Origin of the sequence: Rhizocola hellebori, assembly GCF_016862955.1 — a bacterium.
In the GTDB taxonomy this organism is placed as follows: domain Bacteria; phylum Actinomycetota; class Actinomycetes; order Mycobacteriales; family Micromonosporaceae; genus Rhizocola; species Rhizocola hellebori.
The window spans coordinates 16,484-36,706 of record NZ_BONY01000071.1; the positions used below are offsets into that span (position 1 = coordinate 16,484).

At 68.4% G+C, this 20,223-nt stretch carries 20 protein-coding genes; 10 read left to right on the plus strand and 10 right to left on the minus strand.

Annotated elements, in window-relative coordinates; all coding sequences use genetic code 11:
- Nucleotides 1–5: 5 nt before the first annotated feature.
- From Rhe02_RS37880 to accA, 7 genes are read right to left on the minus strand one after another with little or no spacing between them, the layout of a single operon-like run.
- The gene (locus tag Rhe02_RS37880; protein ID WP_203913299.1) at nt 6–1,289 is read right to left on the minus strand and encodes a beta-ketoacyl-[acyl-carrier-protein] synthase family protein; all 1,284 of its coding nucleotides are present in this window, start codon (nt 1,287–1,289) and stop codon (nt 6–8) included.
- Nucleotides 1,286–1,720, minus strand: coding sequence for a cupin domain-containing protein (locus Rhe02_RS37885; RefSeq protein ID WP_203913300.1), 435 nt, complete (start codon nt 1,718–1,720; stop codon nt 1,286–1,288). The genes Rhe02_RS37880 and Rhe02_RS37885 overlap by 4 nt, the downstream gene beginning before the upstream one ends.
- Nucleotides 1,717–2,187 carry an SRPBCC family protein gene (locus Rhe02_RS37890; RefSeq protein WP_203913301.1) on the minus strand — a complete coding sequence of 157 codons (471 nt, stop codon included), beginning with the start codon at nt 2,185–2,187 and terminating at the stop codon, nt 1,717–1,719. Before Rhe02_RS37890 ends, Rhe02_RS37885 begins: the two co-directional genes overlap by 4 nt.
- Nucleotides 2,184–2,450, minus strand: coding sequence for an acyl carrier protein (locus Rhe02_RS37895; protein WP_203913302.1), 267 nt, complete (start codon nt 2,448–2,450; stop codon nt 2,184–2,186). Before Rhe02_RS37895 ends, Rhe02_RS37890 begins: the two co-directional genes overlap by 4 nt.
- Nucleotides 2,451–2,462: 12 nt before the next feature.
- Nucleotides 2,463–3,818: an acetyl-CoA carboxylase biotin carboxylase subunit gene (locus Rhe02_RS37900; RefSeq protein ID WP_203913303.1), complete on the minus strand. Its 1,356-nt coding sequence runs from the start codon at nt 3,816–3,818 to the stop codon at nt 2,463–2,465.
- A 12-nt stretch (nt 3,819–3,830) separates the two neighbouring features.
- Nucleotides 3,831–4,337 (minus strand): acetyl-CoA carboxylase biotin carboxyl carrier protein, encoded by a 507-nt coding sequence (locus Rhe02_RS37905; RefSeq protein WP_203913304.1) that lies wholly within the window; start codon nt 4,335–4,337, stop codon nt 3,831–3,833.
- Complete coding sequence (gene accA / locus Rhe02_RS37910) at nt 4,334–6,043, minus strand: acetyl-CoA carboxylase carboxyltransferase subunit alpha/beta (protein ID WP_203913305.1); 1,710 nt, start codon at nt 6,041–6,043, stop codon at nt 4,334–4,336. The genes Rhe02_RS37905 and accA overlap by 4 nt, the downstream gene beginning before the upstream one ends.
- A 244-nt stretch (nt 6,044–6,287) precedes the next feature.
- Between accA and Rhe02_RS37915 the strand changes: the two genes are divergently transcribed.
- On the plus strand, nt 6,288–7,094 hold the full coding sequence (locus tag Rhe02_RS37915) for an AfsR/SARP family transcriptional regulator (protein WP_203913306.1): 807 nt from the start codon (nt 6,288–6,290) through the stop codon (nt 7,092–7,094).
- Nucleotides 7,095–7,208: 114 nt separating this feature from the next.
- Nucleotides 7,209–9,812: an AAA family ATPase gene (locus Rhe02_RS37920; protein ID WP_275412675.1), complete on the plus strand. Its 2,604-nt coding sequence runs from the start codon at nt 7,209–7,211 to the stop codon at nt 9,810–9,812.
- 56 nt (nt 9,813–9,868) lie between these two features.
- On the opposite strand, the gene Rhe02_RS37925 is transcribed toward Rhe02_RS37920, so the two are convergent.
- Both Rhe02_RS37925 and Rhe02_RS37930 read right to left on the minus strand, forming a co-directional pair.
- A complete protein-coding gene (locus Rhe02_RS37925) occupies nt 9,869–10,027 on the minus strand; it encodes a hypothetical protein (RefSeq protein WP_203913308.1) in 159 nt (52 codons plus the stop codon).
- Between the two features lie 60 nt (nt 10,028–10,087).
- The gene (locus Rhe02_RS37930) at nt 10,088–12,094 is read right to left on the minus strand and encodes a M3 family metallopeptidase (RefSeq protein ID WP_239124317.1); all 2,007 of its coding nucleotides are present in this window, start codon (nt 12,092–12,094) and stop codon (nt 10,088–10,090) included.
- A 344-nt stretch (nt 12,095–12,438) separates the two neighbouring features.
- Here Rhe02_RS37930 and Rhe02_RS37935 point away from each other — a divergent pair, with 344 nt between their 5' ends.
- From Rhe02_RS37935 to Rhe02_RS37960, 6 genes are read left to right on the plus strand one after another with little or no spacing between them, the layout of a single operon-like run.
- On the plus strand, nt 12,439–12,741 hold the full coding sequence (locus Rhe02_RS37935) for an urease subunit gamma (protein ID WP_203913309.1): 303 nt from the start codon (nt 12,439–12,441) through the stop codon (nt 12,739–12,741).
- The gene (locus tag Rhe02_RS37940; RefSeq protein WP_203913310.1) at nt 12,738–13,061 is read left to right on the plus strand and encodes an urease subunit beta; all 324 of its coding nucleotides are present in this window, start codon (nt 12,738–12,740) and stop codon (nt 13,059–13,061) included. Before Rhe02_RS37935 ends, Rhe02_RS37940 begins: the two co-directional genes overlap by 4 nt.
- Nucleotides 13,058–14,761: an urease subunit alpha gene (locus Rhe02_RS37945; protein ID WP_203913311.1), complete on the plus strand. Its 1,704-nt coding sequence runs from the start codon at nt 13,058–13,060 to the stop codon at nt 14,759–14,761. The genes Rhe02_RS37940 and Rhe02_RS37945 overlap by 4 nt, the downstream gene beginning before the upstream one ends.
- An 8-nt stretch (nt 14,762–14,769) precedes the next feature.
- On the plus strand, nt 14,770–15,567 hold the full coding sequence (locus tag Rhe02_RS37950; RefSeq protein WP_203913312.1) for an urease accessory protein UreF: 798 nt from the start codon (nt 14,770–14,772) through the stop codon (nt 15,565–15,567).
- A gap of 4 nt (nt 15,568–15,571) precedes the next feature.
- Nucleotides 15,572–16,228 (plus strand): urease accessory protein UreG, encoded by a 657-nt coding sequence (gene ureG / locus Rhe02_RS37955; RefSeq protein ID WP_505973684.1) that lies wholly within the window; start codon nt 15,572–15,574, stop codon nt 16,226–16,228.
- Complete coding sequence (locus tag Rhe02_RS37960) at nt 16,228–16,986, plus strand: urease accessory protein UreD (RefSeq protein ID WP_203913314.1); 759 nt, start codon at nt 16,228–16,230, stop codon at nt 16,984–16,986. Before ureG ends, Rhe02_RS37960 begins: the two co-directional genes overlap by 1 nt.
- Here the strand turns inward: Rhe02_RS37960 and Rhe02_RS37965 are convergent.
- Nucleotides 16,934–17,371 carry a MarR family winged helix-turn-helix transcriptional regulator gene (locus Rhe02_RS37965; protein ID WP_239124318.1) on the minus strand — a complete coding sequence of 146 codons (438 nt, stop codon included), beginning with the start codon at nt 17,369–17,371 and terminating at the stop codon, nt 16,934–16,936. The two genes, Rhe02_RS37960 and Rhe02_RS37965, sit on opposite strands and share 53 nt — an antisense overlap.
- Before the next feature lie 99 nt (nt 17,372–17,470).
- Between Rhe02_RS37965 and Rhe02_RS37970 the strand changes: the two genes are divergently transcribed.
- Both Rhe02_RS37970 and urtA read left to right on the plus strand, forming a co-directional pair.
- Nucleotides 17,471–18,544 carry a substrate-binding domain-containing protein gene (locus tag Rhe02_RS37970; RefSeq protein ID WP_203913315.1) on the plus strand — a complete coding sequence of 358 codons (1,074 nt, stop codon included), beginning with the start codon at nt 17,471–17,473 and terminating at the stop codon, nt 18,542–18,544.
- A gap of 394 nt (nt 18,545–18,938) precedes the next feature.
- Nucleotides 18,939–20,177, plus strand: a complete 1,239-nt coding sequence (gene urtA / locus Rhe02_RS37975; RefSeq protein ID WP_203913316.1) for an urea ABC transporter substrate-binding protein — start codon at nt 18,939–18,941, stop codon at nt 20,175–20,177.
- Nucleotides 20,178–20,223 lie beyond the last annotated feature (46 nt).

A 20,223-nucleotide genomic window follows, 5' to 3' on the forward strand; every position in this document is an offset into this window, starting at 1 on the left:
AGACATCACAGTCCCCATCCCGGCTTGGTGAGCAGGATCGCGGACTGGAACCCGCCGAACCCGCTGCCGACTGAGAGCGCTACGTCGACGCGGTGCTCGCGGGCCTGCCGCGGCACGTAATCGAGGTCGCACTCCGGATCGCTGTGCTCATAGTTGGCCGTGGGTGGCACCACCCCGTGCCGGATCGACTGCACGCACGCCGCCACCTCGATGGCGCCGATCGCGCCGAGCGAGTGGCCGACCATCGACTTGATGGAGCTCACCGGAACGCGGTAGGCGTGGTTGCCGAGGCTGCGTTTGAAGGCGGCCGTCTCGTGCCGGTCGTTCTGGATCGTGCCGGAGCCGTGCGCGTTGACGTAGCCGATCTGTGTGGGATCGATTCGCGCCTCGGCCAGCGCCGCGTTGATGGCCTCGGCCATCTCCACGCCGTCGGGCCGCAGCCCGGTCATGTGATAGGCGTTGCAGCGGTTGGCAAAGCCCCGGATCTCGCACAGCACCTCGGCCCCGCGACGCCGGGCATGTTCGGCTTCCTCCAGGATGAGCACCGCCGCCCCTTCCCCCATGACGAACCCGTCGCGGGTGGCGTCGAAGGGCCGCGAGGCGTGCCCGGCATCATCGTTGCGGGCCGAGGTGGCCCGGATCGCGTCGAAACACGCCATGGAGATCGGCGAGATCGGCGCGTCGGTCGCCCCGGCGATCACCACGTCGGCGTCGCCGTCCACGATGAGCTGATGGCCGTAGCCGACCGCGTCCAGCCCGGACGTGCAGCCGGTGGAGACCACCGCAGCCGGCCCGTGCGCACGGTAGCGGCAGGCCACCTCGGTGGCCAGAGCGCTGGGAACCAGTGCCTGGTAGAGGAACGAGCTGCCGTAGCGCTGATCCACCAGCCAGTTCCGGCCGTGATCGCTGACGACGGCGTACTCGTCCTCCAGCCGCGTGGTGGCGCCCACCGCGCTGCCCATGCTCACCGCGACCGCGTCGTGGTCGACACCGTGCCCGGAGACGAAATCCAGCCCGCTCTGGGCGACCGCCTCGTCCGCCGCGGCGAGCGCGAACTGAACGAAGCGGTCGTTGCGGTAGATCTCCTGCGGGGTAAGGCCCGCGGCCTTCGGGTCGAAGTCGCACTCGGCGGCGATCTGCGAGCGGAAGTCGGCTGGATCGAAGAACGTTATTCTGCGGGTCGCCGTCTGCCCGGCCGTCAACAGCTTCCAGAAGGCTTCGCGGTTGGTGCCGCCGGGAGCGACCACGCCGACGCCGGTGACCACGGTGCGGCGGGCGCCGCCGGTCATCGCGCGGCCTCGCGGGTTTCCTCAGGCAGATCTTCGGTGTCGACGTGGCCCAGGTGCGGCGCCGGTGCCAACGGCGCCAGCTGGAAGACGAGGAAGGCCGGAGTGGAGCCCTCGTTGACCAGCCGGTGGCGCACCCCGATCGGGATGAGGATGCCCTCGTTCGCGCTCAACAGGCGCTCCTCGCCGTTGAGCCGCAACGTGACCACGCCCTGGACGCAGAAGAGGAACTCCTCGGAATAGGGGTGCCAGTGTTCGGTCACCACTTCCAGCGGCTCAAGCCGAAGCGTGCCAAGGAAACCCGACGTCGCGCCGCAGGTGGCGGGAGACAGGATGGTGCGGATGTCGCCACCGCGCCGCCGGTTGGCCGGCACATCGCTGATGGAGATGGTCTTGATGTGGTGGGTGCTGGTGGCTTCAAGTTCCGTGGTCATGCGTTGTCACCTGCTAGCTGCTCGATCTTCTTACGGATGATGTCCATCTGAATCGCCGTGTTGGCGTTGATGCGGTCGGTCATGGCGGCGGTGTCCACCGGCGCGTCGGGGCGCATCCGGAAATCCTGGATCCAGCGCATCCGGGTGCCGCCCGGCTCGGTGGTGTAGATCCATTCGATGTTCATGAACTCGAACGGACCCGGCTCGACCCGGCGCGCGACCACCCGCCGCTTGACCGGATCCGGTGTGCGCTCGGAAACCCAGCTCCACACCTTGCCGTTCTCATCGGGGTGCATGGCCAGCCGGAACCGGACCGTGGCGCCTTGCCGGTCAATGATTTCGGCCGACGCGTACTCGGTGAAAAGCTCCGGCCAGTTCTCGACATCGTTGGTCACATCCCAGACCAGGTCCAGGTCCGAGTTGATGAGAATCGAGTTGTCGACATGTCCGATAGTGGGTGCGCTCATGCGACACGCTCCTGTTCCCGCGCAAGGCTTTCGTTGACGTGACTGACGATCTGGCCGAACGTGTAGGCCAGCGGCTTGTCCGACGGCAGCTCCACCCGGTAGAGGCTCTGCAGCTCGGCCTGCAACTGCAGGAACGCCAGCGAGTCCAGCCCGATGTCGGCGAATGTCCACTGTGGATTTTCGGTACGGGCCTGCGGTGGCAGGCCCGCCTTGGTGACGAGCAACGTCATGAGGTCGTCGATGGAGAATTTCTCGGTCGGCATGGTTCCTCTCCTTCAGGGCAATGCGGGCGCCAAGTCGGCCACCAGCGAGGTGTTGTGGGTGCCTGCGACAAACGGCTGATGCCGCAACGCGGTGCGCAGGAAGTCGCGGTTGGTGCACACGCCGGGACCTTCGGCGTGGAATTCGTCCAGGGCGCGCAACATCCGCGCCAGTGCCTGCGGCCGATCCGGTCCCCAGACCGAGATCTTGGCCAGCAGCGGGTCGTAGGCCGGCGAGATCCGGCTGTTGCAGCGGGCATCGGTGTCCACTCGCACGAACGGGCCACCCGGCAGGCGAAGCTCGGTCAGCTGGCCCGGCGTGGGCAGGAAGTCGCGCGCCGGGTCCTCGGCGTTGATCCGGCATTCGATCGCGGCGCCGCGCGGGATGAGCTCGCTTTGCCGCAGGCTCAACGGATTCCCGGCGGCGATCAGCAGCTGTTCGCGGATCAGATCGACGCCGTAGACCATCTCGGTCACCGGATGCTCGACCTGGATGCGGCAGTTGACTTCCATGAAGTACCACCGGTCCGGGCCGTCGAGGAGAAACTCGACGGTGCCCGCGCCCACGTACCCGGTGGCGACCAGCGCGCGCACGGCCGCCTCGCAGATCTCCTCGGTCAGCGAGGCCGGCATGCTCGGGGCCGGTGTCTCCTCGATAATCTTCTGCCGCCGCCGCTGCACCGAACAGTCGCGCAGCCCCAGATGCACGCCGCCGCCGTAGCCGTCGCAGACCACCTGTACCTCGACGTGGCGCGCCGAGGGCAGATACCGCTCGATGTAGACACGGTCGTCGCCGAACAGCGCCTGTGCCGTGGTGCGGATCTCGCGATAGCGCTGCGGCAGTTCACCGGCCTCGCTGACCACGCACATGCCGCGCCCGCCGCCGCCCGCCACCGCCTTGACGATGACCGGATAGCCGACATCGGCGGCGACCTTGGCCGCCATGTCCGCGTCCACAATCGGCTCGATGCTGCCCGGCAACATGGGCAGGCCGACCTCGGCCATGGCCCGGCGCGCCGATGACTTGTCGCCCAAGCGATCCATGACAGCGGCGGGCGGGCCTACGAAGGTCAGGCCCGAGGTTTCGCACGCCTCGGCGAAATCCGGTACCTCGGAAAGGAAACCGTAGCCGGGATGCACCGCGTCGGCGCCGGTGGCCAGCGCCGCCTCGACGACGGCGGAAAGGTTGAGATAGCTGAGCTTGGCCGGGCCGGGGCCGATGCACACGGCCTGGTCGGCCAGGCCTACCACGGCCGAGTTGCGGTCCTCGGTGGAATACACCGCGACCACCCGCAGCCCCATCTCCCGGCAGGTGCGGGCGACGCGCAGCGCGATCTCGCCCCGATTGGCGATGAGCACAGTCTTGAACACGGCTGCCCCCCGCTATTCCGAGCACGCGGTGGCGAAGGTGAACAGGCGGTCGCCGTACTCGACGGGACCCCCGTTCGCGGCGAGGACGGCGATGACCTGTCCATCGCGTTCCGCCTCGATCGGGATCATCAGCTTCATCGCCTCGACGATGCCGACCTGTTGTCCCGCGCGGACCAGATCTCCTTCGGCCACAAAGGGCGCCGCCCCCGGCTCCGGGGAGACGTAGAACGTGCCGACGGTGGGTGCGCACAGATCGAACAGGCCACTCGCGGTCGCCGTTTCGCCTGCGGTCAGTTCTTCAGCCGTGGCAACGTTTTGTGGTACCACGCCGGCCGGCGCGGAGCCGACATGCGCCGGCCATTCCAGCTCGACCTGCACGTCTCCGGCGCGGATCCGCAGCGCCCGCGGCTGGCTGTTGACGTCCGCGAGGAGCTGTTGCGCGCTGCGGCTGACATCGTTCAGCGCCTCCGCGAGCGAACCGGCGCCGATGCGCGGTTCGGAATTGATCACCTCAGTCACGAGATCCTCCTGTCAGAAGCGGTCACCAGGGCCGGTGCGGCGTAGAGCGCCCGGCGGCTCGTGCCGTCGAAATCGCGGTACCGGGCACGCCTGGCGGCGATCAGCCCGGCTGGGTCCAAAGCATCCAGTTCGGCCAGCTCGTATCGGATGGCCGTGCGCAGCAAGGACGCGGCCTGCGCCGGATCGGTCTCGGCGCCGCCGGGCGGCTCCGGAATCACGCCGTCGGCCACGCCCAGCTCCAGAAGGGACCGCGCGTCGATCCGAAGCGCCTGTGCGGCCTCGGGCGCGGCGGAGCGCTCGCGCCACAGAATCGCGGCGCACCCCTCCGGGCTGATGACGGTGTAGAAGCCGTTCTCCATCACCAGCAGGCGATCGGCCACGGCGATGGCCAGAGCGCCTCCGCTGCAACCCTCGCCGGTGACCACCGTGACCACGGGAACCGGCAGCGTGGACATCAGCCGCAGGTTCTCCGCGATCGCGCTTGCCTGCCCCTGCAGCTCGGCGTCCAGACCCGGATGCGCCCCGGGCGTGTCCACCAGCGTCACGATCGGCAATTTCCATTTGGCGGCCAGCCGCATCAGCCGCCCCGCCTTGCGATATCCGGCCGGCGCCGGCATGCCGTACCGGTGGGCGGTCAGGTCGGCGGGCGTGTGCCCTTTCTCGTGCCCGATAACGACTATCGGGTCGCCACCGAGCCGGCCGACGCCGCCGATGATGGCCGGGCAGTCGCCGCCGACCCGGTCTCCGCGCAGCTCCTCGAAATCGTCGAGGATCATCCGCAGATAGTCGGAGGTGGTCGGCCGCCCGATGTCGCGGGCCTTGCGCACCGCCTCCCACGCCGGGCGTTGCTCCAGCGCCTCCGGCTCGCGGACGACGATCTGCTCCACCGGCTCGGTGTAAGCGGTGCGCCGCCGTCCGGTGGCCAGCGACAGCAACCTTCCCAGCCGGTCACGCAACGCCGAGCGGGGACACACCTGATCGATGAATCCCCGCTCCAGCAGGAATTCTGAGGTCTGGAAACCGTCGGGCAGCTTCTCCCGGATGGTCTCCTGGATTACCCGTGGCCCGGCGAAGCCGAGCCGCGCGCCGGGCTCGGCCATGATCACGTCGCCGAGCAGGGCGAAAGAGGCGGCCACTCCGCCATAGGTGGGATCGGTGATCAGGCAGACGGTGGCCAGCCCGGCCTCGTTGAGCTGTTGCAGCGCCTGTGCCGTCTTCACCATCTGCAGCAGGCCGACCACGCCTTCCTGCATCCGCACCCCACCGGACGCGGTGGCGATCACCAGCGGCGAGCCGTCGAGAAGGGCGGTCTCGGCGGCCAGCGTGATGATTTCGCCCACCGCGCCGCTGAGGCTGCCGCCCATGAACCGGAAGTCCATGGCCGCGATCACCGCGGGCGTGCCGCCCACCCGAACCCGTGCGCACAGGACGGCTTCGCGCAGGCCGGTGGCCTCGCGCGCCTCCACTATCCGGCTCGGGTAGGGCCGACGGTCGACAAAGGCGAGCGGATCGCTGTCGGGCAGGTCGAAATTGAGCAGCTCGAGCGAGTCCGGGTCGGCGAGCAGGGCGAGCCGCTCGGTCGCGGTCAGCGCGCCGTAGCAGCCGCACTGTGGGCATACTCCGTCGGCGCTGGCCATTCGCCGGCCGTAGATGACGGCCTGGCAACCGGGGCACAGCACCCACGGCGCCTGCGTCGGTTCTGCCATTCCGATACCCCCTTTCACTGATAAATGCCTGTTACATCTGATTCGAGGCTTTGTGCCGATATCGACCCTTCCAGTACCCCGCTAGACGATCGGTGGAATTTCACTCGCGTTCGGCCATAAGTCGCTGACCAGGGATCCGAGCGAAGATCGGCGAGAATCCGATGGGCCTAGTAGGTTTGATCACAGAACAAACTGAAAGTTCCAATTGGGGGGCTTTTGGGCTTCTGCGACATTCGGAGGAAACATGGACTGTCGCGTTCTCGGCCAATTGGCGGTGCGCTCCGGCGGCCGCGTCGGCTGCCTGACCGCGCCCAAGCCGCGCAAGGTGCTCGCCTTGCTGCTGATGCGGGCCAACCTTGTCGTGCCAATCGAGACCCTGAGCCGTGAGCTTTGGCGCGATGAGCCGCCCGCCAGCGCTCAGACCACCCTGCAGACCTATGTCCTGCAGGTGCGGCGGATGCTCGCCGCCACCCTGGGGCTCAGCTCCGAGGAGGTGGCCCGCGACATCCTGGTCACCGCCGCGGACGGGTACCTGCTTCGCGTCCAGCAAGGCGAGCTGGACCTCCACGAATACTCCAGGCTGGCCGCCGAGGGGCGCGCCGCCCTGGCCGAGCGGGACGACACCCTCGGCTCCTGCTTGCTGGGCAAGGCATTGAAGCTGTGGCAGGACGCGGCTCTGGTCGACGTGCGGCTCGGCCCGGTGCTGACCGTCGAGGTCAGCCAGCTGGAGGAGAGCCGGCTGGCCACGTGCAAGCTGCGCTTCGACGCCGAGCTGCGCCTCGACCGGCACCATGCGGTGCTCTGCGAGCTGAGTGGTCTGGCCGCGCAGCACCCGCTGCACGAGGATCTCCAGGCGCAGTACATGGTCGCCCTCTACCGCGCCGGGCGCCGAACCGACGCCCTCAACGCTTTTCAGCGGCTACGCCGGACCCTGCTTGAGGACGTCGGGCTGGAACCGTCGCGGCGGATCCACAGCCTTCAGCGCGCGATCCTGTCCTCGGATCCGGCCCTGGACCACTTCGCCTTCCTGGGCGCGGAGCAGCCGGCCTGACCCCGGGTTACCGCATCCGATGTGGACACCCGCCGAAAATTGGGTGTTCGCGACCGAATTCAGGGTAGGGCCAGGGTTGGCCAATCCGCCACGGCCGCCCCATAATCGATGATGATGGCGCGGGACTGGGCTTTTGCCGGGCGTGACGGGGAGCTGGCGTTCATGAACGCCGCATTCCGTCAGCCCGAATGTGCCGCCCTGGTGGTCACGGGTGACGCTGGGGTGGGCAAGACGGCGCTGGTACGGGCCGCATTGGCGGCCTGGCGGCGGCAGGGTTTGCATATCGAATGGGCGGCGGCGACCCGCACGGTGGCCGCCATTCCGTTCGGTGCGGTGGCCCATCTGCTTGGACCGCAGGTCGATGCGGGCCCGACCGGGCTGCTGCTGTCCATCACCGACTATTTCTCGGCACTGCCCGGCAGGCGGCGGGTGGTGATCGGAGTGGACGACGCCAACCTTCTGGATCCGGCGTCGGCCGCGGCGATCGCCCACCTGATCTCAGCCGGGCTGGCGTTCGTGGTGATGACACTGCGCCGTGACGCCGAGGTGCCCGAGCTCGCGGTCTCGCTTTACAAGCAGGGCCGGGCGGAACGCCTTGAGCTGGAAGGCCTGCCGCCACAGGTGCTCGATTCACTGATCGACAAGTATGTGGACGGCCAGGTCGACGGGTTGAGCCGGCGGCGTCTGCACGATCTCGTGCGGGGCAACCCGTTGGCGCTACGCGAGATCCTGCGTGGCGGTGGGCTTCATCAGCGTCACGGAGTGTGGTTGCTGGACACCTCCTTCGCTGTGCCCGACCAGCTCGCCGATCTGGTGTGGCATCGCCTGCAGAACCTCGACCCGGCCGCGCGCGCCGTGCTTGAGATGGTCACCTGCGGCGAGCCGGTGTCGCTGTCGGTTCTGGAGCGGCTCGCCGACTTCACCGCGATCGACCTGGCTGAAGCCTCCGGCGCGGTGGTGGTCGAGCCCGCCCAGGCCCGGGTCGAGGCACAGCTGGCGCATCCCCTTTACGGCGAGGTGATCCGGGCCCGGCTGTCGGCCGCTCGGGCCAGGCAGATCTACCGCCACCTGTCCGAAGCCATCCTCGCCACCCCGATGCGCCGCCGCGACGATGCCTTGCGGGCCGCGCTGTGGCAGGTGGAAGGCGGCAGGGTCATCGACGCCGAGGTGGTCCGCGCCGGAGCCGCGCTGGCGGTGGGCCGCGCGGATCTCGTCATCGCCGAGCGGCTCGCACGGGCCGCGCGGCTGGCACAGCCGAGCCCGCAGGCCGACCGGCTGCTCGCCGAGATCCTGCAATATCGGGGCCGCGACGCCGAAGCCACGATGTTGTTGGCGGAGCAGGCTTCCCACGATGCCGAGCCGGTGAGCTGGGCGGTCACCCATGCCGAGAACCTCTACTGGGGCAACGGCGACTTCGCCGCCGCGGAGAGGATGCTGGCCGCCGTCTTCGATCAGCCGGGTGGCGACGCGGCGCGCGGCTCCTGGTCCTGGATCCTCTTCTTCGACGGTCAGTGTGAAAGGGCGCTGCGCGAGGCGCTGGCTGTCCGGGATGGACAGTCACAACTGGCGGTGGTGTGGGCTTGTGCCAGCGGTTCGGCGGCGTCTGGGTTCCTCGGCGATCCCGTGGTGTCCGCGGACTTCTTCCAGCGCGGCATGCGGATCGCCCGCGAGAAAGCCGACGAGCTGCCGTGGGCCGCCTTCGAGATCGAGATCGGGTACTGCCTCTCCAACCTGGCCATGGGCGACCTGGCCCAGGCCGAAACCGTGACCGGAGGCGGATACCAGGCCGCTCTCGCCTCGGGCATGCCGATGATGGTGGCCGGGTGGGCCTTGCACTCCGGTCTGGTGGCCGCCGCCCGCGGCCACCTGGACAGGGCCGCGCACCTGTTGCGGGAGGCGGTCGGGCGGCTGGAGGAGAACGACACCTTCCACGTCGCGCGGTGCTGTGTCGGCGCGCTCGCCTGGATAGCCGGAACCAAGGGCGACCCGGAGGCCGCGCGGCGCTGGATGCACCGCGCGGACGAGCTGGCCGGTCGCCACAACCGGATTTGGGAGCCATCGCTTGGCATCTGGCGAGCCTGGGTGGAATATGCCGAAGGGGCACAGCTGGCGGCCGTCGATTCGGCAAGGCGCTCGGCTCAGCTCGCCAACGAGCTGGAGCTGCCCACCATCGAGGCGGCGGCCCGCTACGAGACGATAAGGCTGGGCGTGCCCGCCGCGCAGTGCGCCACCGATCGCAAGCGCCTGGCAGAGCTGGCCGCGCAGTTGCGCACCCCGTTCGCGCAAACCCTTGCCACCGCGGCCGAAGCCGTGGCGGGCGAGGATGCCGGGGCACTGCTGGCCGCGGCGCGAAGTTTCGAGCAGCTGGGTCACGATCTGCTCGCGGCCGAAGCGGCCACCGTGGCCACCCGGCTGTGGCAGGCGGCCGGCATGCGCAGCCGGCACAGCGGCGCGCTGCTCTACGCGAGCAAGCTGCGCGACCTCTGCCCGGGGGCCCGAACCCCTTTGCTCGCAAGCGATCAGGACTTCCACCTGCTCAGCCCGCGCGAGCGGGAGGTGGCCATGCTGGCGACCCGGCACAGCAGCCGGGAGGTGGCCGAGCAGCTGGGGCTGGCGGTCACCACCGTCAACAACACCCTTGCCCGCGCCTGCACCAAGCTCGGTGTCTCGGGCCGGCAGGGGCTGCGGGTGGTTCTGGGCGACGCGGCCGAACGCTGATGGCCGAAAGCTGATGGCCCGGGCGCGGCGCGCCCAGGCCATCGATTGCCTTGCTGCTAAATCGACTTGGCGATGTCGACTTCACCATCGGAGTCGGTGTCCAGCTCCATGAAGTCGGCCTTGCCGTCGCCGTCGGTGTCGAACGTGCGGACATCGGCCACGCCGTCGCCGTCGGTGTCAAATGCCACGATCTCGGTGCGCTCATCATCACTCATGCGCACACCTTGGCCAACCCCAGGCGATATGTCAACGAGGCGTTCGGCCGCCGCTAGTGGTCAGTTCAGGTCGCGCCGGGCCAGCAGCGGCTCGATGCTCGGCCCGCGGCCGCGAACCGCCCGGAAAGCGGCGAGCGACTCGACACTGCCGCCCACACTGAGCAGCTCCCGCCGGAAGATGTCGCCGTTTTCCCGGCGCAGCCCGCCGTTTTCGGTGAACCATTCGACCGTGTCCGCGTCGAGCACCTCGCTCCAGATGTAGGAGTAGTAGGCGGCGCTGTAGTCGCTGGCCCAGATGTGCGCGAAGTAGTTCGTCCGGTACCGGGGCGGGATCGCCGCGATCGACACCCCCGCCTCCTGCAACGCCTTGGCCTCGAAGGCGGCCGGGTCGGCGGGCGGCTCGGTGATCTGGTGCCAGGCCAGGTCGAGCAGGGTCGCGGCGAGGTACTCGGTGGAGCGGAAACCTTCGTTGAACCCCGACGCCGCCCGGAATCGCTCCACCAGCTCGATCGGCATCGGCTCGCCGGTCTGATAGTGCTTGGCGTAGTTGGTGAAAACCTCCGGCCAGGTCGCCCACATCTCGTTGACCTGTGAGGGGAATTCGACAAAGTCGCGGGGCACCTTCGTCCCGGCGAATCGGGGATAGCGCACGCTGGAGAACAGGCCGTGCAGGGCGTGGCCGAACTCGTGGAACATGGTGTTGACCTCGTCGAAGGTGAGCAGCGCGGGCTCGCCTTCCGGTGGCTTGACAATGTTCATGTTGTTCACCACCACCGGCTTGGTGCCGAACAGCCGGGACTGGCTGACCAGCTCGTTCATCCAAGCGCCGCCGCGCTTTCCGGCCCGGGTGTGGTAGTCGGCCAGGAACAGCCCGAGCGGCGAACCGTCCTCATTGAACACCTCGAAGACCCTCACCTCCGGCAGGTAGCCGACGAGGTCGGGCCGCGGGACGACGGTGATGCCGTAGAGCTTGTGCGCGGCGAAGAAGATGCCGTCGACCAGCACCCGCTCCAGCTCGAAGTAGGGACGCATGGTCGCACTGTCCACATTGTACTCAGCCCGGCGCACCTGCTCGGCGTAGAACGGCCAGTCCCATGCGGCCAGCTGAACGCCGCCGGCCAAGGTCTGCAGGGCCGTCTCCTCCTGCGCCGCGTTGGCCACCGCGGCCGGGGTTATCCGGCCGAGCATCTCCATCACCGTGTCGGCGTTGCCCGCGGTCAGGTCGGCGATTACATAGTCGGCGTGGCTGGCGAAGCCCAGCAGCCGCGCGCGCTCCAGCCGCAGCACCGCCATCTGCGCGGCGATTTCGGCGTTCTCTTCAGCCGCTCGGCCCATGGACGCTTCGTGTACGCGGCGGCGCAGCTCCCGGTTGGTCAGCGTGGCGAGGACCGGCTGCGAGGTGGGAAGGATCAGGCTGATCGCGTACTTGCCGGGGTGGCCCCGCTCGGCCGCGGTCTGTGCCGCCGCGGCGATTTCGCCTTCGGACAGGCCGTCCAGCTCCTGCGCCGTGTCCACCACGACGAGCGCGTCGTTCATCGCGGCGAGCAGATTCTGATTGAAGGTGGTGGATGCTTCGGCGAGCTCGCGGTTGAGCTCGGCGAGGCGGGTCTGGTCGGCTTGCGGCAGCGCCGCCCCGGCGCGGACCAGGTCGAGGTAGTACCGCTCGACGAGCCGCTGCTCTTCGGCGCCCTCGACCTCATCGATCGCGTCGTAGAGCGCCTTGATGCGCGCGAACAGCTTGCTGTTGAGCAGGATCGCGTCGCGGTGGGCGGCGTAGAGCGGGGCCACCTGCGCCTCGATCGCGCGTAGCGCCTCGTTGCTGTTGGTGGAGGTCATGATGGTGAACACCAGCTTTGCCCGTTCCAGCAGCTGGCCGGACCTTTCCATGGCCTCGATCGTGTTGGCGAAGGTGGGCGCGTCGGCCTGCTCGGCGATCGCCGTCACCTCGGCCAGCTGTTCGGCCATGCCCTGCTCGTAGGCGGGCAGATAGTGCTCATCACGGAGGAGAGCGAACGGGGGCAGGTGATAGGGAAGCGTGCTTGGTGTCAACAAGGGATTAGCAGTCACAGCCCGTTCACTCCTTACGCGGTCGATCAGGTTAGCTTTCCTTAAACTAGCCTTCCGCGCCACCGCGGTTTGACCACCCTCGCGTGGGGGGTTGATCCGGGCGCGATCGGCTGGGATGCTGCATGCGGCAGAGCCGATTTGCGTCGCGGGCGATCCCCGCACCCTTCCGGACCTCCTGGGCTGTAATTTCGGCGCGTGCGAAGCGACGCGCGGCAGGCTGCCCAGAAAGGCGGCGACATCCAAGCCCGATCTTGGCAACCTTCGGCCGCCAAAGATCGTCAGGATGTCACCGCCGGCGGCCTGCGACTCGCGGCACCAGGTTTTTGGGACCCCGGAGGGATTTTGTGTTTCTTACCCCGCATGAGCAGGAGCGCCTGCTGATCCATGTGGCCGCGATGGTGGCCCAGCAACGCCGCGCGCGCGGTCTGCGCCTCAACTATCCCGAAGCGGTCGCGGTGATCACCTCCTTCCTGCTGGAGGGCGCTCGCGACGGCCGGACCGTGGTGGACCTCATGGAAGCCGGGCGTGGCGTGCTCACCGCGCAGGACGTGCTCGACGGCGTCCCGGAGATGCTGAAGGAGGTGCAGGTGGAGGCGACCTTTCCGGATGGGACCAAGCTGGTGACGGTGCACCACCCGGTGCGGTGATCCCGGGTGAGATCGTCTTCGGCGAAGGCGAGGTCGAGATCAACGCCGGGCTGGAGCTGACCGTGGTCACCGTCGTCAACACGGCGGATCGGCCGGTGCAGGTCGGTTCGCACTATCACTTCGCGCAGGCCAACCCGGGGCTGGAGTTCGATCGGAAAGCGGCCTGGGGCAAGCGCTTGGCGATCCCCGCCGGTACCTCGGTGCGCTTCGAGCCGGGCGTGACCCGCGAAGTCGAACTCGTCCCGCTGGGCGGTGCCCGGATAGTCCCCGGACTCCGCGGCGGTACCCCCGGCAACCTGGATGCGGAGGCCATGGCATGAGCTATCTGAGCCGGGATCGATACGCGGCCCTGTATGGCCCCACCGCTGGGGACAGGGTGCGGCTGGCCGATACCAACCTGATGATTGAAATTGAAGAGGACCGCTGTTTCGGCGGCGATGAGGCGGTCTTCGGCGGTGGCAAGGTGATCCGCGAGTCCATGGGGCAGTCGCGGGTGACGCGGGCCGAAGGCGCCTTGGACACCGTCATCACCGGTGCGGTGGTGCTTGACCACTGGGGCATTGTCAAGGCCGACGTGGGGATCCGCGACGGGCGCATCGTGGCGCTCGGGAAGGCGGGCAACCCCGACACCATGAACGGGGTCCACCCCGCCCTGATCATCGGCCCGTCGACCGAGGTCATCGCGGGCAACGGAAAGATTCTCACGGCCGGCGCGGTGGACACCCACGTCCACTTCATCTGCCCGCAGCTCATCGACGAGGCCCTGGCCGGTGGGGTGACCACCCTGGTCGGTGGCGGCACCGGCCCGGCCGAGGGCACCAAGGCCACCACGGTCACCCCCAACGCGTGGCACCTGGCCCGCATGCACGAGGCGCTGGACACCTTCCCGGTCAACGTTTTATTGCTGGGTAAGGGAAACACGGTCTCCGAGGAGTCCATGTGGGAGCAGCTGTGCGCCGGAGCCGGTGGTTTCAAACTTCATGAGGATTGGGGTACCACGCCAGCCGTCATCGACGCGTGCCTGCGCGTGGCGGATCAGTCCGGAGTCCAGGTGTCCATTCACACCGACACCCTCAACGAGGCCGGTTTCGTGCAGGACACCCTGGCCGCGATCAATGGCCGGGCGATCCACACGTATCACACCGAGGGCGCCGGTGGCGGGCACGCGCCCGACATCATCACCGTGGCCAGCCACCCCAACGTGTTGCCGTCCTCGACCAACCCGACCCGGCCTTACACCCACAACACCCTGGCCGAGCACCTGGACATGCTGATGGTCTGCCATCACCTGAACCCGGCCGTGCCCGAGGACCTGGCCTTCGCGGAAAGCCGGATCAGGCCGAGCACCATGATGGCCGAGGACCTGCTGCACGACCTGGGCGCGATCTCCATCATCGGCTCGGACTCCCAAGCGATGGGCCGCATCGGCGAGGTGGTCATCCGCACCTGGCAGACCGCGCACGTGATGAAGGATCGGGTTGGATCGCTACCCGGAGACGGCGTCGCCGACAACCATCGGGCACGCCGTTACGTGGCCAAGTACACCATCTGCGCAGCGATGGCCAATGGCCTGGAGCAGGAGATCGGCTCGGTCGAGCCGGGAAAGCTGGCCGATCTGGTGCTCTGGGATCCAGCCTTCTTCGGGGTAAGGCCGCACCTGGTCATCAAGGGCGGGATGATCGCCTACGCGCAGATGGGCGACGCCAACGCTTCCATTCCCACTCCGCAGCCCGTGCTGCCCCGGCCGATGTTCGGGGCATTCGGTGCGGCGGCTGCGGCGACCAGCGTCTCCTTTGTGGCGCCGGCCGCCATCGAAGCCGGGCTGAAGCTCGACGTGCGGCGCAGGCTGGTGCCGGTGGCCGACGTCCGTTCGCGTGGAAAGGCCGACCTGCCGGAAAACGATGCCATGCCCCACATCGAGGTCGACCCGGACACGTTCACGGTGCGCATCGACGGCGTCGTCTACGAGCCGGGTCCGGTCACCGAGCTGCCCATGGCCCAGCGCTACTTCCTGTTCTGAGGCCGGGCATGACCAGCGCGCTGCTTCTTCTCGCCGACGGCCGTTTCCCGGCCGGGGGCCACGCCCACTCCAGCGGCCTGGAAGCCGCCGTGGCCGCCGGCCGGGTCAGCAGCCTGTCCACATTGGAGTCATTCCTGCTGGGCCGCCTCTATACCACCGGCCTGGTCACCGCCGCCTTCGCCGCCGCCTCGCACCACGCCGCCGCTCACCCTGCGACCAGCACAGCCGCCGCTCACCCTGCGGCCCAAGGCGCTGCCGCCGCCCACCTTGCCACCCCGTCCGGTGCGGTGGAGGGTGGGTCGGTGCCGCGGCTGGGGGACATGGAGTGCGCAGCGGGGTCGGAGGTGCTGCTGCAGCTGGATGAGGAGCTGGAGGCGCGCATGGCTTCACCGGCCACCAGGGTGGCTTCGCGTAAGCAGGGGGCGGCTTTGTTGCGGGCGGCAAAGATGGTCTGGCCGGGTGACGGCTATGGGCTCCTGCCGCAGCGGCGCGACGGGGTGCATCACGCCGTGGTGCTGGGCGTGACCGCGGCGGCGGCGGGGCTGTCCTGCGCTGAGGCGGCGCTGATCGCGTGCTATTCGCAGGTGACCGGTCAGGCCAGCGCCGCCTTGCGGCTCTTGGGGTTCAGCCCCTACGACATCCAGCGGCTGCTTGCTCAGCTGGCCGGGCAATGCGACGCGGTGGCCATGGCGGCCACGGCGCACGCCGGGAAGGACCCGGCCGAGTTGCCCATGTTTTCCTCACCGCTGGCCGACATCTCGGCCGAGCTTCATGCGACCTGGGAGGTGCGTCTCTTTGCATCCTGAAACCGTGCACACCCATCCGGACCCGAACGTTGACCCGCACTCGGCTTTGCACCATCACGGTGCGTTTCGGGTGGGCATCGGCGGGCCGGTCGGCTCGGGCAAGACCGCTCTGGTGGCGGCGCTGTGCCGGGCTTTCGCGGGCGAGCTGCGGCTCGGCGTGGTCACCAACGACATCTACACCACCGAGGACGCCGACTTCCTCAAACGGGCCGGAGTGCTTGACCCGCAACGCATCCGGGCGGTGGAGACCGGGTGCTGCCCGCATACCGCGATCCGCGATGACATCTCGGCCAATCTGGCCGCCATCGAGGAACTCGAAGAGGAGCTGGGCCAGCTGGATCTGGTGCTCGTGGAAAGCGGAGGCGACAACCTCACCGCCACCTTCAGCCGTGGCCTGGTCGACAGGCAGATCTTCGTGGTGGATGTGGCCGGGGGTGACAAGGTACCCAGAAAAGGAGGCCCCGGAGTCACTGCCGCCGACCTTCTCGTCATCAACAAGACCGACCTGGCGCCCATGGTGGGAGCGGATCTGTCGGTGATGGAGCGTGACGCCAGGGCACGCCGCGGTGACCTGCCCACCATCTTCCTTTCGATCGCCCAGGATCGGCAGGCGGTCAAGGTGGCCGACTGGATTCGCGCGCTCCTGGCGCACGAGCACTGATGCGGGCCGTCGCCCGGGTGGTGGCGCAGGCCGACGACGCCGGCGTCACCCGGCTGACCGGGCTGCGCAGCGAAGCGCCGCTGCTGTTGCGGCACACCCCGGCTACCACCGGCCCGGCCGTCGTGCACCTGCTTGGCGGCGCGGCCGGTCCGCTCGGCGGCGACGAGCTGCGGCTGGAGATCGCGGTGGGGGAGCGGGCGCGGCTGTGCGTGCGCGGCATCGCCGCCTCCATCGCGTTGCCCGCCCGGTCGGGCGCGGTGTCGCGGATGACAGTCACGGTTCGGGTGGCGAGCGGCGGTGAGCTGCACTGGCTGCCCGAACAGCTCATCGCGGCGCGCGGCTGCCACCACCTCGCCATGTCCAATGTGGAGCTCGCGGAGGGCGCCCGGCTGCTCTGGCGCGAGGAGCTGATCTGCGGACGCCATGACGAGCAACCCGGCGACGTCACGGTGAGCACCTCGGTGACCTATGCCGGAAAACCATTGCTGCGTCAGGCTTTACAGGTCGGCCCGAGCGCCGTGCACTGGGCCGGCCCCGGCGTGCTGGGCGGGGCCAAAGCCGTCGGCAGCCTCCTTGGCGTCAACAGCGAATCATGGCCTGAACCGAGGACGGCCGCGCCGGAGGCGATGATGGCGCAGTCGGAGGTGGCCAGCCCGACAGCGGTTCGGATGCCACTGGGCACCGGGCCCGGCTGGCTGGTGACGGCTACCGCCGAGGCAGCGCCGGCGCTGCGGGCTGTGCTGACTCCAGCGCGGTGATGAGGGTCGCCAGGTGGCCGGCCAGCTCGGCCGGGCAGGCGCCGGCAAGGTCGAGCTCGAGGTCGAGGGCGACCCGGGCCTGGGTTTCGCGCCCGCGCCGGGTGAGAAAGGCGCGGATGCGCCGCCGGTCGGCGGGATCGATGCGGCGGTAGACAAGGTTGTCCTCGGCCAGCTGATCGACCAATTTGGTCAGGCTTCCCGGCGGCAGCAGGCAATGATCGGCAACCTCGGTCATCGGGTGGCCCAGGCCATCGGCGAGCAGGGTCAGCACCCGCCACCCGGGCACGGTGAGCCGCTCGTTTTCCAGCACGGCGGCCAGCCTGCGCGCGACGAGTTTCTCCGCGCGCGCCAACAGGACGACGATGTCGCCCGTCTGCCCGCCCACCGGTCCTCCGATCTGAAAACGGCTGCCCCATGCTACAGAACGGCGGCAGGTTCCCGACACACCTTCCAGATCGCGGCCCGGGCCGGGAGTATCGACGGCATGCGCAACTTCGCGGTGGATCGGTCGGCGGTGACGGTCGCGCTGGTCTACCCGATGCAGGGTCCGGCCGGCATCTTCGGCCCGACCTGCGAGCTGTGCGCGCAGCTGGCGGCCGAGGAGGTCAACAGGTCCGGCGGGGTGCTCGGGCGCGAGCTGCGCCTGCTGCCGGTCGACGGCGGCGCCTCCCCGCAGCTGGTAGCCGCGCAGGTGGCGGCGCTCGTGTCGCTCGGGGTCGTCGACGGCGTCGCCGGATGGCACATTTCGTCTGTGCGCCAAGCGATCGCGCCGCGCATCGCGGGCCGGGTGCCCTATGTGTACACGGCGCTCTACGAGGGCGGAGAGCGCACCGAGGGGGTCTTCCTCACCAGCGAGACCCCGGACGGGCAGCTGCGCCCGGCCATGCAGCTGCTCACCCGCGAGCGGCGGATCAAGCGCTGGTTCATCGTGGGCAACGACTACGTGTGGCCCCGCCGCACGGCGCGGGCCGCGCGGCGCTACGCGTTCGCGCTGGGGTCGGCCATCTGCGGGCAAGCCTTTGTGCCCCTTGGCACGCAAGACTTTTCCGGGGTGCTGCGCTGCATCGAGCGCAGCGAGGCCGACGCGGTGCTGATGCTGTTGGTGGGCAACGACGCGGTGCGCTTCAACCGCGCCTTCGCCCGCTACGGCCTGGCCGCGCGCTGCCCCCGGCTGAGCACGCTGATGGACGAGAACATGCTGCTGGCCGGCGGGGCCGGGGCGGGGGAGGACCTGTTCAGCGCGGCCGGTTTCTTCGCCTCCCTGGTGACGCCGGAGAATCTGGACTTCCACGGCCAGTACGCGGCCCGCTTCGGCGCCGACGCGCCACCGCTGGGCAGCCTCGGCGAGTCCTGTTACGAGGGCGTGCTTCTGCTCGCCGCGCTCATCGAGCGGGCCCGCGCGCTGGACGTGCGCTCGATCGAGGCGGGTGCCGAGTCGGTCAGCTACGAAGGCCCGCGTGGCCTGTTGCAGGTGCGACGCCGTCATGTGCGGCAGCGAATCTATCTGGCCAAGGCACGCGGGCTGGAGTTCGACGTGGTGGCACAGCTGACGTCGTAAGCCGAATTCACAAGCCCTGTCGGCCGGTTGTGAAGCCGTTCGAGTATTGACTGTCACGGTCGTTCCAAGAATACTTCCTGTAGGAAGTAATCCTCCACATGGTTCCTATCGATGGCTGCCGCGCGCGCTTTCCAATTCGCTTGGAAAGCCGTTTGTGGCAGCCATTTCCGCGCCTTCGACCCGGGGCTGGAATTGCTGATGGAAACGGGTAATTAAGGGCTGGGAAACATCGGCGTAATCGAATTCATCGACGCTAATCCTGCCCAGCCATAAGGCGGAAATCCTCGGCACAACCGAGCCAGGCCGCCGCCATGGTGCCCCACCGCCGACCCACATCCTCACCCGGCGCTGTTTCTCCGCAAGCATCCGCATTCCATTCCTGGCGAGGAGTCTCATGTCGACTATTCGCGGCCGCGTGGCCGTACTGTGCGCGGCGCTGGCCGTCGCGCTCGTGCTGCCCGGCTGTGGCAGCAAGACCGGTGAAACCACGTCAACCGGTGTCACCATTGACGTTTCCGGGGACACCATCAAAGTAGGCCTGCTCAACTCGCTGTCGGGCACCATGGCCATCAGCGAGGTCACCGTGCGGGACGCGATCGTCCTCGCCATCGAGGAAATCAATGCGGCAGGCGGCGTACTCGGCAAAAAGATCCAGCCCATCAGCGAGGATGGCGCATCGGACTGGCCCACCTTCGCCGAGAAGGCGGAAAAACTGATCAAGGAGAACCGGGTCGGCGCGGTCTTCGGCTGCTGGACCTCGGCCAGCCGCAAGGCGGTCAAGCCGGTGTTCGAGGAGAACAAGTCGCTGCTTTTCTATCCGGTGCAGTATGAAGGGCTGGAACAGTCGCCCTACATCTTCTACACCGGTGCGACCACCAATCAGCAGATCGTGCCGGGTCTTGACTATCTCAAGGCGCAGGGCAAGAAGTCGGTCTACCTCGTCGGCAGCGACTACGTTTTCCCCCGCACCGCCAACAAAATCATCAAGGCCTACGCGGCGGCCAACGGCATGACCGTGCTCGGTGAAGACTATGCGCCGCTGGGCTCGACCGAGTTCGGCACGATCGTGAACAAGGTGAAGGCGGCCAAGGCCGACGCGGTGTTCAACACCCTCAACGGGGACAGCAATGTGGCCTTCTTCAAGGAGTACAAGTCGGCCGGGCTCACCGCGGCGACGATGCCGGTGATTTCGGTGTCCATCGCCGAGGAAGAGGTCAAGAGCATCGGCACCCAGTACCTCGCCGGCCAGCTCACCGCCTGGAACTACTACCAGACCACCACCGGGTCCGCCAACGACAAGTTTGTCAAGGCCTACAAGGCGAAGTTCGGCGCGGACAAGCCGACCAGCGACCCGATGGAAGCCGCCTACGTCTCGGTCTACCTCTGGAAAGCCATGGTGGAAAAGGCGAAGTCGTTCGAGGTGGAGAAGGTGAAGGGGGCTTCCGACGGCATCACGTTCCAAGCGCCGGAAGGCCTGGTCACCATCGACGGCGCGACCCAACACATCCACAAGACCGCGCGTATCGGCAAGATCGGCGACGATGGCCTGATCACCGAGGTGTGGAATTCCGGTGGCCCGGTCAAACCCGACCCGTACCTGAAGGCCTATCCCTGGGCCTCAGGCCTGTCCTGACTCACCCCAATCGAGGGCCGGTGGCGGCGACGCCACCGGCCGTCCC

What these genes read in the sequence shown, in the direction of transcription:
- Rhe02_RS37960 (WP_203913314.1), top strand. Translation starts at nt 16,228, where the DNA reads ATGCGGGCCGTCGCCCGGGTGGTGGCGCAGGCCGACGACGCCGGCGTC.
- accA (WP_203913305.1), bottom strand. Translation starts at nt 6,043, where the DNA reads ATGGCAGAACCGACGCAGGCGCCGTGGGTGCTGTGCCCCGGTTGCCAG.
- Rhe02_RS37945 (WP_203913311.1), top strand. Translation starts at nt 13,058, where the DNA reads ATGAGCTATCTGAGCCGGGATCGATACGCGGCCCTGTATGGCCCCACC.
- Rhe02_RS37915 (WP_203913306.1), top strand. Translation starts at nt 6,288, where the DNA reads ATGGACTGTCGCGTTCTCGGCCAATTGGCGGTGCGCTCCGGCGGCCGC.
- Rhe02_RS37950 (WP_203913312.1), top strand. Translation starts at nt 14,770, where the DNA reads ATGACCAGCGCGCTGCTTCTTCTCGCCGACGGCCGTTTCCCGGCCGGG.
- Rhe02_RS37920 (WP_275412675.1), top strand. Translation starts at nt 7,209, where the DNA reads ATGGCGCGGGACTGGGCTTTTGCCGGGCGTGACGGGGAGCTGGCGTTC.
- Rhe02_RS37885 (WP_203913300.1), bottom strand. Translation starts at nt 1,720, where the DNA reads ATGACCACGGAACTTGAAGCCACCAGCACCCACCACATCAAGACCATC.
- Rhe02_RS37880 (WP_203913299.1), bottom strand. Translation starts at nt 1,289, where the DNA reads ATGACCGGCGGCGCCCGCCGCACCGTGGTCACCGGCGTCGGCGTGGTC.
- urtA (WP_203913316.1), top strand. Translation starts at nt 18,939, where the DNA reads ATGTCGACTATTCGCGGCCGCGTGGCCGTACTGTGCGCGGCGCTGGCC.
- Rhe02_RS37895 (WP_203913302.1), bottom strand. Translation starts at nt 2,450, where the DNA reads ATGCCGACCGAGAAATTCTCCATCGACGACCTCATGACGTTGCTCGTC.
- Rhe02_RS37970 (WP_203913315.1), top strand. Translation starts at nt 17,471, where the DNA reads ATGCGCAACTTCGCGGTGGATCGGTCGGCGGTGACGGTCGCGCTGGTC.
- Rhe02_RS37890 (WP_203913301.1), bottom strand. Translation starts at nt 2,187, where the DNA reads ATGAGCGCACCCACTATCGGACATGTCGACAACTCGATTCTCATCAAC.
- Rhe02_RS37925 (WP_203913308.1), bottom strand. Translation starts at nt 10,027, where the DNA reads ATGAGTGATGATGAGCGCACCGAGATCGTGGCATTTGACACCGACGGC.